At 57.7% G+C, this 14,593-nt stretch carries 14 protein-coding genes and 1 pseudogene; 10 read left to right on the forward strand and 5 right to left on the reverse strand.

From position 1 onward, the window contains the following. Window positions 1–75 precede the first annotated feature (75 nt). The 4 genes from ACIPIN_RS24920 to ACIPIN_RS24935 all read left to right on the forward strand — a co-directional run bounded on the left by ACIPIN_RS24920 (window position 76) and on the right by ACIPIN_RS24935 (window position 5,375). Entirely contained in the window at window positions 76–1,680 is a 1,605-nt protein-coding gene (locus ACIPIN_RS24920; protein WP_401123360.1) for a response regulator, read from the forward strand. Then, on the forward strand, window positions 1,677–2,369 hold the full coding sequence (locus ACIPIN_RS24925) for a sensor histidine kinase (RefSeq protein ID WP_401123362.1): 693 nt from the start codon (window positions 1,677–1,679) through the stop codon (window positions 2,367–2,369). The genes ACIPIN_RS24920 and ACIPIN_RS24925 overlap by 4 nt, the downstream gene beginning before the upstream one ends. Before the next feature lie 311 nt (window positions 2,370–2,680). Continuing rightward, window positions 2,681–3,922, forward strand: coding sequence for a glutamine synthetase family protein (locus tag ACIPIN_RS24930; RefSeq protein WP_401123391.1), 1,242 nt, complete (start codon window positions 2,681–2,683; stop codon window positions 3,920–3,922). Window positions 3,923–3,992: 70 nt separating this feature from the next. Then, window positions 3,993–5,375: an MFS transporter gene (locus ACIPIN_RS24935; RefSeq protein ID WP_401123364.1), complete on the forward strand. Its 1,383-nt coding sequence runs from the start codon at window positions 3,993–3,995 to the stop codon at window positions 5,373–5,375. Window positions 5,376–5,432: 57 nt separating this feature from the next. Here the strand turns inward: ACIPIN_RS24935 and ACIPIN_RS24940 are convergent, their stop codons facing one another. The 4 genes from ACIPIN_RS24940 to flgA form a co-directional block, all read right to left on the reverse strand. Further along, complete coding sequence (locus tag ACIPIN_RS24940; RefSeq protein WP_401123367.1) at window positions 5,433–6,179, reverse strand: flagellar brake protein; 747 nt, start codon at window positions 6,177–6,179, stop codon at window positions 5,433–5,435. A 95-nt stretch (window positions 6,180–6,274) separates the two neighbouring features. Continuing rightward, complete coding sequence (locus ACIPIN_RS24945; protein ID WP_401123369.1) at window positions 6,275–6,742, reverse strand: flagella synthesis protein FlgN; 468 nt, start codon at window positions 6,740–6,742, stop codon at window positions 6,275–6,277. A gap of 48 nt (window positions 6,743–6,790) precedes the next feature. Continuing rightward, the gene (gene flgM / locus ACIPIN_RS24950) at window positions 6,791–7,117 is read right to left on the reverse strand and encodes a flagellar biosynthesis anti-sigma factor FlgM (protein WP_401123372.1); all 327 of its coding nucleotides are present in this window, start codon (window positions 7,115–7,117) and stop codon (window positions 6,791–6,793) included. A gap of 149 nt (window positions 7,118–7,266) precedes the next feature. Next, window positions 7,267–8,028: a flagellar basal body P-ring formation chaperone FlgA gene (flgA, locus tag ACIPIN_RS24955; RefSeq protein WP_401123374.1), complete on the reverse strand. Its 762-nt coding sequence runs from the start codon at window positions 8,026–8,028 to the stop codon at window positions 7,267–7,269. 84 nt (window positions 8,029–8,112) lie between these two features. Here flgA and ACIPIN_RS24960 point away from each other — a divergent pair, with 84 nt between their 5' ends. From ACIPIN_RS24960 to flgE, 6 genes are all read left to right on the forward strand, one after another. Next, on the forward strand, window positions 8,113–9,045 hold the full coding sequence (locus tag ACIPIN_RS24960; RefSeq protein WP_401123376.1) for a chemotaxis protein CheV: 933 nt from the start codon (window positions 8,113–8,115) through the stop codon (window positions 9,043–9,045). A gap of 45 nt (window positions 9,046–9,090) precedes the next feature. Continuing rightward, window positions 9,091–9,918, forward strand: a complete 828-nt coding sequence (gene cheR / locus ACIPIN_RS24965) for a protein-glutamate O-methyltransferase CheR (RefSeq protein ID WP_123426801.1) — start codon at window positions 9,091–9,093, stop codon at window positions 9,916–9,918. Window positions 9,919–10,287: 369 nt separating this feature from the next. Then, on the forward strand, window positions 10,288–10,695 hold the full coding sequence (gene flgB / locus ACIPIN_RS24970) for a flagellar basal body rod protein FlgB (protein WP_123426802.1): 408 nt from the start codon (window positions 10,288–10,290) through the stop codon (window positions 10,693–10,695). 3 nt (window positions 10,696–10,698) lie between these two features. Next, entirely contained in the window at window positions 10,699–11,142 is a 444-nt protein-coding gene (gene flgC, locus ACIPIN_RS24975) for a flagellar basal body rod protein FlgC (protein WP_401123379.1), read from the forward strand. 15 nt (window positions 11,143–11,157) lie between these two features. After that, on the forward strand, window positions 11,158–11,886 hold the full coding sequence (flgD, locus tag ACIPIN_RS24980) for a flagellar hook assembly protein FlgD (protein WP_401123381.1): 729 nt from the start codon (window positions 11,158–11,160) through the stop codon (window positions 11,884–11,886). A gap of 31 nt (window positions 11,887–11,917) precedes the next feature. After that, a complete protein-coding gene (gene flgE, locus ACIPIN_RS24985; RefSeq protein ID WP_401123384.1) occupies window positions 11,918–13,246 on the forward strand; it encodes a flagellar hook protein FlgE in 1,329 nt (442 codons plus the stop codon). 279 nt (window positions 13,247–13,525) lie between these two features. Here flgE and ACIPIN_RS24990 read toward each other — a convergent pair. Further along, window positions 13,526–14,593: pseudogene (locus ACIPIN_RS24990) on the reverse strand (ribonucleoside-diphosphate reductase subunit alpha); the annotation flags it as partial.

A 14,593-nucleotide genomic window follows, 5' to 3' on the forward strand; every position in this document is an offset into this window, starting at 1 on the left:
CTCAATGGGCAGCGAAGTTGAGCTGGTCCCTGCATTTGTCTTTGGGTTCATCTTCTTAATTGCCTGGAATCTTCGATGCTGGCGTACCACCAAAAGAGCTTTTTGATCGTCGATGATTTCTCGGATTTCCGTAGTTCGGTCAGGTCGATGTTGCGTGAGCTGGGTGTCAAGGATGTCGACACCGCCGACACGGGCGAGGTGGCGCTGCGCATGTGTGCGCAGAAGCGCTACGACTTCATCCTGCAGGATTATCACCTTGGCGATGGCAAGAAGAACGGTCAGCAGGTGCTCGAAGACCTGATGGTCGAGAAGCTGATCAGCCATGAAAGCGTGTTCCTGATGGTCACTGCCGAAAGCAGTCAGGCGATGGTGCTCAGTGCGCTCGAGCATGAGCCGGATGCTTATCTGACCAAGCCTTTCAACCGTGCCGGTCTGGCCCAGAGGCTGGAGCGGCTGGAACAGCGCAAAACGTTGCTCAAGCCGATTCTGCAAGCGCTGGATCGGGGCAAGCCTGTTGAAGTGCTGAATGCCTGCATTGAACTGTGCAAGCAGGATTCGCGCTATTCGCCACTGTGCCTGCGCTACCGCGCCGATGCGCTGCGCGATATGAATCAGAATGAGGCGCTGGAGCGCTTGTACAACAGCATTCTGGCGGATCGCCCTTTGCCTTGGGCCTATGTAGGTCTGGGGCGATTGTTGTTCAAGCGTGGCCAGGCAGGTCAGGCAAGAGCTGTGTACGAAAAGGCGCTGAAGGCCTTCCCGATGATGCCGGCGCTGTATGATGGTCTGGCTGATGTGCTGGTCGCTGAAGGCGACACCAAAGCTGCACAGAATGTGCTGGAAGAAGCCGTTCGGTTGTCACCCTTGGCGGTGCGTCGCCAATCGTTGCTGGGCAAGTTGGCGATGACCAACGAAGACTTCGAAGGCGCAGCGAAAGCCTATCGTCAGGCGGTTTCCCAGGGGGCGCAGTCACGCTTCAAGGACCCGGAAAGCAATCTGGGTCTGGCCCACGCGCTGATCAGTAAAGGTAGCGAAAAAGGTCTGGATACCCGCACGCGACTGGAGATCAACCAGACCCTGAGCGCCGTAGCCAAGGAAAATATCAACGATCCGGGGCTGCAGATCCGGGCGCGCTTGATGAAAGCCACCAGCCTGCTGCTCAACGATGCCGAAACCGCTGAGAAGCTGACGGAGCAGGCACTGAGCCGTCTTGATGGCATGGAGCAGTTCATGAGCGCCGAAGCGGCGTTGCTGGTCGCCAAGCAGTTGAAGATGCTGGGGCAGACCGATGCAGGTAATTCGATGTTGAAAAACTGTGCAGAGATTTACGGTGACGACCCGGTGGTGATGCAAGGCATCGCCAAGCAGACTGACGATCCGGCGATTCTCAACTCCGGCAACGCGGCGGCAGATCTCAACCGCCAGGGTGTGCGCAGTTACAAGGCGGGCGCGCTGCCCGAGGCGCGGGAGCTTTTCCGCGGCGCACTGTTGTTGCAGCCGAAGAACATCAGTATTGCCCTCAACATGGCGCAATCGCTGTTGCACGGAGCCGATGCCAACCTCGACTCAGCGCTGCTGGAAGAGTGCCGCACGTGCCTGAAAATGGTGGGCATGATGCCCGAGAGCGATGCGCGTTATCCGCGTTATCAGAAGCTGCGAAGCAAGGCGTTTGATGAATGAGTGATGCAGACGAGGGGCTAGACTTTTCCACGGTGATTGCCTCCACCGTGCACGACATGAAGAACTCCCTGGCTTTGCTGATGCAGGCCCATGGACAGTGGCTTGCGCGTTTGCCTGCTGCTCAGCAGCAAACCGCCGAGCAGGGTGTGATCGACTATGAGTTCGCTCACCTCAACGGCATGCTGGTTCAGCTGCTGGGGCTCTACAAACTCGGCGTCAACCAGTTGCCGTTGCGCCCGGACTATCACGAGCTGGACGATTTCATCGAAGCACAGTTGGCGGCTCATCAGGACGTGTTCAAAAGTCGCGGCATTCTGGTGACGTACGAGGTCGATCCCTTGAGTCCTCTCGGGTTCTTCGACCGGGAACTGATTGGAACGGTGCTGGCCAATGCGATCAACAATGCCATTCGTTATGCCCGGCATTCGCTGTTGATCACCGTGGGCGAAGAAACCGGGCAACTGGTGATGTCGATCAATGACGACGGTGAGGGGTTCCCGGCCCAGATGATCGAGCGTCAGGCGGATTACGTGCAGGGCATTAACCCGGCCAGTGGCAGCACCGGCCTTGGCCTGTACTTTGCCGCGCGCATTGCGCAGTTGCACCAGCGCAACGGTGAGCATGGGCGCACCGAGATTCGCAATGGTGGTCCACTGGGCGGTGGATTGTTCAGTCTTTATCTGCCCTGATATCTGCCACGCTGAACGCTGCTTTTTGTAGGAGCTGCCGAAGGCTGCGATCCTTTGATCTTCCGGCGTCATCAATGACGCAAAAATCAAAGGATCGCAGCCTTCGGCAGCTCCTACATTTTTGTAAGGCGGTGCTTGATATTCCGAACGGCTGGTGCCTATTTTGTACACGTCGCCGTTCGCGGCTTGCGCACTACAAGGATAGAGTCATGACGACCGATGGCCAGCGTTCACTCGCGCAGCGATTGACGGGCATTGATGAGATTGAATGTGTCACTCCGGATCTCAATGGCGTGCCACGCGGCAAGGTAATGACCGCCGAGGGTTTCCTCGAGGGGCGGCGTTTGCAGATGGCGCGTGGTGTTCTGCTGCAATGCATCATGGGTGGTTATCCGCCTGCGCGGTTTTACGGCAGTGACGACGGCGATCTGGCGCTCAATGCCGATCCGAAACACATTCACCGTCTGCCCTGGAGCAAGCAGCCTCGCGCGTTGGCCATTTGCGACGCCGATGAATTGAGCGGGGAAAGTTCACGTCTTTCCACGCGCGGCCAGTTGAAAGCGGTGATCGCTCGTTATGCGGCGCTCGGCCTGGCGCCGGTCGTGGCGACCGAGATGGAGTTCTTTGTTTTTGCACCGAACACCGACCCGACCCAGCCATTCCAGCCGCCGGTAGGGCTGGATGGACGTCGCGAGGAAGGTCATTCGGCATTCAGTGTCAGCTCCAATAACGGTTTGCGCCCGTTCTTCAGTGAGGTCTACGAATGCATGGCGGCCCTGGGATTGCCGCGCGATACCTTCATGCACGAAATGGGTATCAGCCAGTTCGAGATCAATCTGCTGCACGGTGATCCGTTGTTGCTGGCCGACCAGACATTCCTGTTCAAGCACCTGCTCAAGGAAGTCGCACTCAAGCATCACCTGACCGTGGTGTGCATGGCCAAGCCACTGGCGCATACGCCTGGCAGCTCGATGCACATTCACCAGAGTATCGTCGAGATTGGCACGGGGCGGAATGTGTTCAGCGATGATGCCGGACAGCCGACCGCAATCTTCCGTCATTTCATTGGTGGCCAGCAGGCTGGCATGGCGGATTTCACTGCGTTGTTTGCGCCAAACGTGAACTCTTATCAGCGTCTGTGCCATCCTTACGCATCACCGAATAACGCCTGCTGGTCTCATGATAACCGGGCAGCAGGTTTGCGGATTCCAGCCAGCTCGCCAGAGGCACGGCGGGTCGAGAACCGTCTGCCAGGCGCCGACGCCAACCCGTATCTGGCGATTGCAGCAAGCCTTGCGGCCGGGCTGCATGGCATTGAAAACGAGCTGGAACCGACGCCGGCGATCCAGGGCGAGTTTGAAGTACCGGAAAGTTTGTCGTTGCCTTGTACCTTGCATGCCGCCCTTGAGCGTCTGAAACGTAGCCAATTGGCGAAGGAACTGTTCGGCAAGGAGTTCATCGAAGGCTACATCGCTTCGAAGACCATGGAGTTGACCAGTTTCCTTGATGAAATCACTCCCTGGGAGCGGCGCGTTTTAGCAGCCCAGGCCTAACCGATCCGTCGCCGTCGGGCTATCGTTGAGGTAGCCCGATACTCACTGCAAGGAGCCGCTCGGAACGCCGATGCGCCAAATCTGGAAATCCTTTCGAGCACTTTATTTCGCCTCCCTGATGATGTTGATCGGCTCGGGCCTGCTCAGTACTTACCTGGGCTTGCGCCTGGCAGCGGACCATGTCGACAGTCTGTGGGTCGGTGCGCTGATGGCGGCCAACTATTTCGGTCTGGTGCTGGGCGGGAAGATCGGCCATCGACTGATCGCCAGGGTCGGTCATATTCGGGCCTACTCGGCCTGTGCCGGGATCGTCGGCGCGGCGGTGCTGGGGCACGGTCTGATCGACTGGCTGCCAGCCTGGCTGGTGCTGCGGATGATCGTAGGCCTGGGGATGATGTGCCAGTACATGGTTATCGAGAGCTGGCTGAACGAGCAGGCCGATACCAAGCAGCGCGGGGTGGTGTTCAGCGGCTACATGATCGCTTCGTACCTGGGGCTGGTGCTGGGTCAGTTGATTTTGGTCATGCACCCGTCCCTGGGGCTGGAGCTGCTGATGCTGGTGGCGCTGTGTTTTGCGCTGTGCCTGGTGCCGGTCGCCCTGACCCGGCGCATTCACCCGGCCCCCTTGCACCCGGCGCCGATGGAGCCGCGTTTTTTCATGAAGCGGGTTCCGCAGTCCCTCAGTACGGTGCTTGGCGCTGGACTGATCCTCGGTGCGTTCTATGGTCTGGCGCCGTTGTACGCGTCCCAGCAAGGGCTTTCCACTGAACAGGTCGGTCTGTTCATGGGGTGCTGCATCTTTGCCGGGTTGGTGGTGCAGTGGCCGTTGGGCTGGTTGTCGGATCGTTATGATCGGGCGCTGCTGATTCGCAGTTTTGCCTTTTGCCTGGCGTTGGCGGCGTTGCCGTTGGCGATCATGCCGCAGGTGCCGCTTGAGGTGCTGTTTATCGCGGGCTTCGTCTGCTCATTGGTGCAGTTCTGTCTGTACCCGTTGGCGGTAGCGTTTTCCAACGACCACGTCGAGGGCGATAGGCGGGTATCGCTGACCGCCATGCTGCTGGTGACTTACGGAGTGGGGGCGAGCATCGGGCCGCTGGTGGCGGGTGTGCTGATGAAGTTGTTTGGCAGTCAGATGCTCTATGCGTTCTTCAGCTTCTTTGCGTTGGTGCTGGTATGGCGCATCCGGCCGAAAGCGGTGACCAATCTGCATCAGGTGGATGATGCACCGCTGCATCACGTGGCGATGCCAGAAAGCATGTCGAGCTCACCACTGGTGGCGGCTCTCGATCCGCGGGTCGATGAGCAGGTCGTGCATGACCAGATGCAAAATGGCGCGAGCCCTGATCCGGAGCGGGACGCAAAGGTCGACGCCGAGGACGCTGGCGACTCTGACGAAAAGCCGGATGATCCTGGGCCGGAGCGCCCGCAAAGTTTTACCGAGGCCAGACCGTAGAGGCAAAAAAAACGGGCAGTCACCGAAAGGGACTGCCCGTTTTTTCACGCGTGTGGATCAGAAATCGTCTTTGTCGAAGCGGCGCGCTTCGCGTTGCAACTGATAGACGAATCGTTCGACCTGACGCTGCACCAGTCCGCTCATGTTATGAAAGCGTACGCCGGCGAAGGTGGTGTCGATTCTCTCTTCGTGATGCAGATAACGCAGTTCGACCGGTGCCGTCATGCTGCCGAAGGGCAGGGCGGCGATGAAGCGTTCATAGACCTGACCCAGCTGAAGCCCGCTGGTGATGTCGCCTGCAAAGCGCAGCTTGCAACCTGTCGCCGAGATGTCCAGCAGTTTGCCGCTGACGGGGGTTTTGAGCTTATCGCCACCGAGTTCGATGTTCACCAGTTGTGCCAGTTTCAAGGCGGCGCGAAACGCGTTGCGACGCTGGTGATAAACCACTTCATCGGGCAGCGTGCCACGGTAGCAGCGGCTGCCATTGGATTCGTCGATGGTCAGTGTGCCGTTGCTTTCCCAGGCAATGCGTACGCCATCATGAAAGCCTTCAACCCGGAAAGCTTCACCGGCAAGCAGGAAACGCTCGCCATCGCGAGGGATCATTTCGTCCAGGGCAATCATGTTGCTTTCGCGATCGATATCGATCAGGTAGCTCTGAAAGCGCTGGCTGCGCTCGTGGAACGTGATGATCAGGGGATCATGGCTCTCTTGCAGCATTCGCAGGTTGCCGGTGATTTCCAACGGGGTGCTGAGCACCTTGGGTGGCTGCGGAGCATCTTCCGCGCTTAAGGCGTTGAACACGGTTTATCAATCTCCAGACAGAATACGGTCACACGCAAGAGCCAGCATTCTGCCAGCATGTTTCGCGCCTTGATAGAGCACGCTGATTTATGAGTTCAAGCCTGACTGAGCGCGCGCGGCTTCGCAAGCATGGAGGTTGATCCACGGGCGTCATAAAGCGCTGGAGGCTCGCCACCGTTGAGGATTTTCAGCTGATTGGCGGTGGTGGCTTGTTGCAGCTGGATCGAGCGGCCATTGAGTTCGTTGGCGGCTTGGCAATCTGCAAGGAGTTGGGTCAGAGCGTCGCTTTGGGTCAGCAACTGATCGCCAATGCTTGATTGGGTGGCGAACTGTTCCAGGCCTGCGCGGCTGGCAGGCAGGTTCAGGCTCGCGAGTATTTCGCTGCGTTTGCGGCCATGCTGTTCCAGCAGAATGATCAGTGCCTGTTTCTGCGCCAGAATGTCTTCGAGCAGCGGCATGTCGCGGCCGTGCAAGGCGAGGGATTCGGTCTTCAGCAGCTCCAGCAACTGTTGAGCTGGAGCAAAGTCATCGGTGATCAGTTGCAGTAAATTAGTGTCGTGCATGGCTGGCCTTGGGTTTTAAGCGTCCAAAAGCCTGGCGCAGGCCTTTGGCTAGCGCTGGGCTTCGAAGTTGAGCAGTTTGCTGGCTACACGGTTGCTGTCGACTTTATAGCTGCCATCGGCAATCGCTGCTTTCAACTCGGCCACGCGGGCGTTGTCGACGGCAGGCTGATCGCGCAGCTTGTCAGTGATCTTCTGCAACTGTTGAGCCTCATTGCTGAGGTGTACCGATTCCCCGCTTTGGGTGGCACTGACCTGTTCGGTCGAGGTACTCAGCGGCGCGGATTTGCCGGCATCGCCGGTTTCCTTGCTGACGCTGGTCCGCGTGCTGCTTGCGAGCGTGGGGGAGCTGTTTAAACGGCTGAAATCGATGACCATGATAAAAAACCTCTGGGAATTTGGACGCTTGCCATGTTTTCGGCCATACCCGGAAAAACTTTAGGCTCAATATTGATGAGCTCGGGCGCGTCGGTATTTGCCCTGCGTGAGGCACAGTTTAGGGAACAGGACGGTTGTGCGCCAGTTATCTACATAGAGACTTCCACCTGGCCCGGGGCCATGACTTGCGCCTTGATGACCCGTTGGGAGTTGAGGTTTTTGACCCGAATCTGCTCGTTCAGACCGCCATTGGACAGCGCTTCGCCCGGCATCCGCACACTGAGTGTGCCGCTGCGGGCGGTAATGACTACCTGATCGCCCTTGCGTACGACTTCTGCCTGCTCCAGATGAACGAGGGTAATGACTTGATCGATGACCATTGGTCGGGCAAGTTTTTGTCCGATGGCTTGATCGACGTTTGTCAGATATCCCTGATTGATCAGGCTGATATCGCGCTCGCGCAGCATCACGTCTGAAGGCTCGATGATCCCGGTCCGATTGAGGGGGCGAGTGGTGGTGACGACCTCGCGAAACAGGCGGACTTGAGCGGGTACGAAGACGGTCCAGGGGGAGGCGCCATCACAACGGACTTTCACCGTAACCCGGCCTATAGGCCTGGCCGGACTTTCCAGTGTCGCTGTCAATTCCTTGTCGCATGCCGGCATGTGCATGCGCGGATCGAGTTTGTTGACCTCGATTTCGTAGCGCCCTTCGGTTTGACTCGTGGCCAGATAGTCTTCTACGGTGAATTCAAGAAAGCCCTGAGTGACGCCGATAAGTAGATCAGGCAAGGTAACCGGGTCAGCAAGGGCAGGGCTGCCAGCGTTCAACAGGCATACGGCTGATATAGCGCCCAAAAATTTGCGGCACATTGATGTCAGGCGTCGGGAAAATGTCGTTTTTGCGTTCATAACAGTTAAAAAGCAAGCGCCGTGCCGTTTAGTGATGAATGTGCGTCGCAACACACTTAGCGTTGGTGGTGTAGGAGTCTGGGCATGGCTGGTGTAATGGATTCGGTAAACCAGCGCACGCAACTGGTAGGGCAGAATCGCCTGGAGCTGTTGCTGTTCCGTCTCGACGGCCAGCAGCTTTACGGGATCAACGTGTTCAAGGTTCGGGAGGTGCTGCAATGCCCCAAACTGACCTTGATGCCCAAATCCAGTCCTGTCGTGTGCGGTGTGGCGAATATTCGGGGGGCAACCATTCCGATTCTGGATCTGGCAATGGCGACCGGCTCAGGCGGGTTGCAGGATCAAAGCAATCCCTTCGTAATCATCACGGAGTACAACACCAAGACCCAGGGTTTTTTGGTGAGGTCGGTCGAGCGGATCGTCAACATGAACTGGGAAGAGATCCATCCACCGCCCAAGGGCACGGGTCGTGATCATTACCTGACCGCTGTGACTCGAGTCGACAATCAGTTAGTCGAAATCATCGACGTGGAAAAGGTCCTGGCGGAAGTGGCGCCGACCTCGGATGTGATTTCGGCTGGCGTGATAGATGTCGAAACCCAGCACAAGGCGATTTCCTTGCGCGTGCTGACGGTCGATGACTCGTCGGTGGCGCGCAAGCAGATCACGCGTTGCTTGCAGACGGTGGGGGTTGAAGTCGTTTCGTTGAACGACGGCCGGCAAGCGCTGGATTACCTGCGCAAACTGGTCGACGAGGGCAAGAAGCCGGAAGAAGAGTTTTTGATGATGATTTCCGACATCGAAATGCCCGAAATGGACGGTTACACCCTTACGAGCGAGATCCGCAACGACCCTCGCATGCAAAAGCTTCATATCATCCTGCATACTTCGTTGTCAGGTGTGTTCAATCAGGCGATGGTGAAGAAAGTCGGTGCCGATGACTTTCTTGCCAAATTCCGTCCTGATGACCTGGCATCCCGGGTAGTCGACCGGATCAAAGCAGCAGACAACAGCTAGTGGCTTTCGCTCCTGGCGGTCAACACGATTTAAGAGGCGGCATCATTGTCTACGGGTAATTTGGATTTTGAACAGTTCCGGGTCTTCCTGGAAAAAGCCTGTGGCATTTTGCTCGGTGAAAACAAGCAGTATCTGGTGTCGAGCCGTCTCAACAAACTGATGGAACAGCAAGGCATCAAGTCCTTGGGTGAGTTGGTTCAGCGCATTCAGACCCAACCGCGCAGTGGTTTGCGCGAGATGGTGGTGGACGCGATGACGACGAACGAAACCCTCTGGTTTCGCGACACCTATCCGTTTGAAGTCCTGAAGAACAAAGTGCTGCCCGAGTCCATCAAGGCAAGTCCAGGACAGCGTCTGCGGATCTGGTCGGCGGCTTGCTCGTCCGGACAGGAACCGTATTCGCTGTCGATGTCGATCGATGAGTTCGAGCGGGTCAATATGGGTCAGTTGAAGATGGGGGTGCAGATCGTTGCGACCGACTTGTCCGGGACCATGCTGACCAACTGCAAGACCGGCGAGTACGACAGCCTGGCGATCGGTCGCGGTCTTTCGCCGGAGCGCTTGCAACGTTACTTCGATCCGAAAGGGCCGGGACGTTGGGCAATCAAGGCACCGATCAAGAGTCGGGTAGAGTTCCGCTCGTTCAACCTGCTGGACAGCTACGCCAGTCTCGGCAAGTTCGACATCGTGTTCTGCCGCAACGTGTTGATCTACTTCTCTGCCGAAGTGAAGAAAGACATCCTGATGCGCATTCACAGCACGCTGAAGCCTGGCGGGTATCTGTTCCTGGGTGCTTCCGAAGCGCTGAACGGTTTGCCGGATCACTATCAGATGGTCCAGTGCAGCCCGGGGATCATCTACCAGGCGAAGTGATTGGTCGGTAGTCGGTGCTGCATAAAAAGCGGGAGTCCTCAGGGGCTCCCGTTTTTTTATGCGTGCCAAATTCCTTCGGAACCACACCTGTTCAATGTGGGAGCGGGCTTGCTCGCGAAGGCGGTATGCCAGTCAAAGTAAATGTCGACTGACACGACGCTTTCGCGAGCAAGCCCGCTCCCACATTGCTCCTCAGTGATCGTTAACAAGCGGCAGAAAAGCGGCATGCGACGGAAATCCGTTGCCGCTTTTCTGGCATTGCCGCTTTGCCGCCGCCCGCAAAGCCCCGGTTTACAGGGGTTTTATAAGGTGGCACGGGGCTTGCTATAACCCTGTTACGAAAAATCAGGTCACCCAAAGGTTTCCGACATGAGCATCAGCTTCGATAAAGCGCTCGGTATCCACGAACAAGCCCTGGGCTTCCGCGCTCAGCGTGCCGAAGTCCTGGCCAACAACATTGCCAACGCCGATACCCCGAACTACAAGGCTCGGGATCTGGACTTCTCGTCGGTGCTGGCCGCCCAGAACGACAAGAACAAGAACGGCACCTTTGCTCTGAACATGACCAATAGCCGTCATATCGAAGCCCAAGGTCTGAGCAGTGGTGACGAGTCGTTGCTGTATCGCACGCCGATGCAACCGTCGATTGACCAAAACACCGTGGACGCCCAGCTGGAACAGTCGAACTACGCGGAAAACGCGGTCAACTTCCAGGCCAGCTTCACGTTGCTCAACAGCAAATTCAAAGGGCTGGTATCAGCCCTGCGCGGGGAGTAATCAATGTCTCTGTCCAGTGTTTTCAACATTGCCGGTAGCGGCATGAGTGCTCAAACCACTCGCTTGAACACCGTCGCCAGTAACATCGCCAACGCCGAGACCGTCTCTTCGAGCATCGATCAGACCTACCGTGCCCGTCACCCGGTGTTCGCCACCATGTTCCAGGGCGGCCAGTCCGGTGGCAGCGGTTCGCTGTTCCAGAACCAGGATGCCGCAGGCCAGGGCGTGCAGGTGCTTGGTGTAGTCGAAGATCAAAGCAACCTCGAAGCACGCTACGAGCCGAACCATCCGGCGGCTGATGCCAAGGGTTATGTCTATTACCCCAACGTCAATGTGGTTGAGGAAATGGCCGACATGATTTCCGCCAGTCGTTCGTTCCAGACCAACGCGGAAATGATGAATACCGCCAAAACCATGATGCAGAAGGTCCTGACCCTCGGTCAGTGATAAGGGGCGACTTCGATGAGTGTTACCGATACCACCAGCAGCCTGAGCATGACCGACATCCTGGCGAACTCTTCGGTCAAGACCAGCAGTTCGACCACCAATACCCTGGCGGCAGCAACCAAGAGCGCGACCGGCAGCAAGGCGTTGGGCAAGGACGCGTTCCTGCAATTGCTGGTGACCCAGCTAAAGAACCAGAACCCGCTTTCACCGCAGGACAACGGCGCATTCGTCGCTCAACTGGCGCAGTTCAGCAGCCTTGAAGGGATCACCTCCCTCAACACGACCGTGAGTTCCCTGGCCAGTAATTTCAACTCTTCCCAGGCCTTGCAGGCTTCTTCTCTGGTGGGGCGTTCGGTGATTGCGCAAACCAGTACTGCCCAGATCAGCGACGCGAGCAAAGGCCTGACCGGTACGGTCAATCTGACATCGTCGATCTCCGATGGCACGGTGAAGATTAGCGACTCAAGCGGAAACGTCGTGAGAACCCTCGATCTGGGCAGCCAGCCCGCGGGCAGTGCCAGCTTCAGTTGGGACGGCAAGGACAGTAGCGGCACTTTGGTCCCGGCGGGCACGTACACCTTCAAGGCCAATGCCCCGGTCAACGGCACGGCGACCGACCTGGCCACCTACCTGCCAGCAACGGTCAACAGCGTGACCATCAGTCAAACCGGCGGCGAGTTGATGCTGAACCTTGCAGGCCTGGGCTCCATCGCCCTGTCCAAAGTTCAAACCATTGGTATATAGAGCCGGCTAACGCGGCACAAAGGAGTGGAATATGTCTTTCAATATCGGCCTTAGCGGTCTCTATGCCGCCAACAAACAACTGGACGTGACCGGCAACAACATCGCCAACGTCGCGACCTCCGGTTTCAAGTCCTCCCGCGCAGAGTTCTCGGATGTCTACTCGGCAACCAAGCTGGGTAACGGCAGTAAAGTCGTCGGCAGCGGCGTACGCCTGGCCAACGTTTCCCAGCAGTTTACCCAAGGTGATATCAGCAACACCGGTAACGTGCTGGACATGGCCATTAACGGCTCTGGCTTCTTTACCCTGAGCAACAACGGCTCGGAGTCCTACACCCGGGCCGGTACGTTCAAGGTCGACAAAAGCGGCTACGTTACCAACACTGACTACACTTCTCGTTTGCAGGGCTACGCGGCGGACGCCAACGGCAAGATCATCAATGGTGTGTTGACCGACCTGAAGATCGACACCTCGAACCTGGCACCAAAGCCAACCTCGACCGTGTCCTCGACGATCAACCTGAACTCGACCGCTGCGGTGATCGACGACACGATTCCCGCCAACAAATTCGACCCGAGCAACCTCGCCACCTACACCAAATCGTTCAGTACGCCGATCTATGATAGCCAGGGTAACTCGCACGTCATGGATCAATACATGGTGAAGACCGGTGGCAACACCTGGAAGACTTACACTCTGGTAGACGGTCGCAACCCGGATGCCACCGGCAGCGACCCGAAAGTCACCGCCCCGATCGCTTCGACCCTGACGTTTGATTCGGCCGGCAAACTGGTTTCTGTGGCAACACCACCGGCGACGCCTGCGGCACCTAACGCAACCAACGCCCTGACGTTGGCCAGCTGGGTGCCGGGTACTGTCACCAACGGTGTGTGGACGGCCAACGGTGCGGCACCAAGCGCGACCGGCATGACCATTTCGATGACTAACACCACACAGTTCAACGCTGATTCGGCCCGCTCGATTCCGGCTCAGGATGGTTACGCCACGGGCGAAATCACCAACCTGACCATCGACGGCACCGGCACCCTCTTCGCCAACTTCAGCAACAACCAGAACAAGGCTATCGGTCAGGTTGCCTTGGCCAGCTTCACCAATGAACAAGGTCTGCAAGCCGTCGGCGGCACCAGTTGGAAAGAAACGTTCGCCTCGGGTATCCCGGGTTATGACGCGCCGACCACGGGTACGCTGGGGTCCATCTCGTCCAACTCCCTGGAAGGGTCCAACGTCAACTTGACCAACGAACTGGTCAGCTTGATTCAGGCGCAAAGCAACTACCAGGCGAACGCCAAGACCATCTCGACCCAAAGCGCGATCATGACGACCATCATTCAGATGACCTGATGCTGGTTGGCAGATAGCGCTTCACAAAGAGCCCCTCGAAAGAGGGGCTTTTTTGTGGTCGGGATTTGTGGCGGGTGCCGATGTCTCAGGTGTCAGTGCCGGTCTCTTCGCGAGCAAGCCCGCTCCCACATTTGAATGCGTTCCCCTGTGGGAGCGGGCTTGCTCGCGAAGACGACAGACCAGGCGGCACTTTCCTGGAGGCAAAAGAAAACCCCCGATCAATCCAGAGGATTCATCGGGGGTTTCAGGTTAGCGCCTTGCAGCGCTTACCGGCTCAGCTTATTGGCAAGCTTCGCAATCCGGCTCGTCGATGGCGCACGCCTTCGGCACTGGAGCAGGACCGGCTGGAGCAGCCAGGATCGAGTCGTCACCGTGGTTGCCGCCGCTGGAAACAGCGTTCAGCTTGCCGGTGTTGATGGTCGACTTCTCGGTGCTGGTCGCGGCCAGGGCACGGAGGTAGTAAGTGGTTTTCAGGCCACGGTACAAAGCCATGCGGTAGGTCACGTCGAGCTTCTTGCCCGATGCGCCGGCGATGTACAGGTTCAGCGACTGAGCCTGGTCGATCCACTTCTGACGACGGCTGGCCGCGTCAACGATCCACTTGGTGTCGACTTCGAATGCAGTCGCGTAGAGCTCTTTGAGTTCTTGCGGGATGCGTTCGATCTGCTGCACGGAACCGTCGTAGTATTTCAGGTCGTTGATCATGACCGAGTCCCACAGACCGCGAGCCTTGAGGTCGCGAACCAGGTACGGGTTAATCACGGTGAATTCGCCCGACAGGTTCGATTTCACATAGAGGTTCTGGTAGGTCGGTTCGATCGACTGCGATACGCCAGTGATGTTGGCGATGGTCGCGGTCGGTGCGATGGCCATGATGTTGGAGTTACGAATACCTTTCTGTACGCGAGCACGCACCGGCGCCCAGTCCAGGGATTCGTTCAGGTCAACGTCGATGTACTTCTGGCCACGCTGTTCGATCAGGATCTGTTGCGAATCCAGCGGCAGGATGCCTTTGGACCACAGCGAACCCTGGAACGTCTCGTAAGCGCCACGCTCGTCAGCCAGGTCGCAGGAAGCCTGGATCGCGTAGTAGCTGACCGCTTCCATCGACTTGTCGGCGAACTCGACAGCAGCGTCGGAACCGTAAGGGATGTGCTGCAGGTACAAAGCGTCCTGGAAGCCCATGATGCCCAGGCCGACCGGACGGTGCTTGAAGTTGGAGTTCTTCGCTTGTGGCACCGAGTAGTAGTTGATGTCGATAACGTTATCGAGCATGCGAACGGCGGTGTTCACGGTGCGTTCCAGCTTGGCTGTATCCAGCTTGCCGTTGACGATGTGGTTCGGCAG

Source organism: Pseudomonas sp. NPDC087697, from assembly GCF_044743155.1.
Taxonomy (GTDB): domain Bacteria; phylum Pseudomonadota; class Gammaproteobacteria; order Pseudomonadales; family Pseudomonadaceae; genus Aquipseudomonas.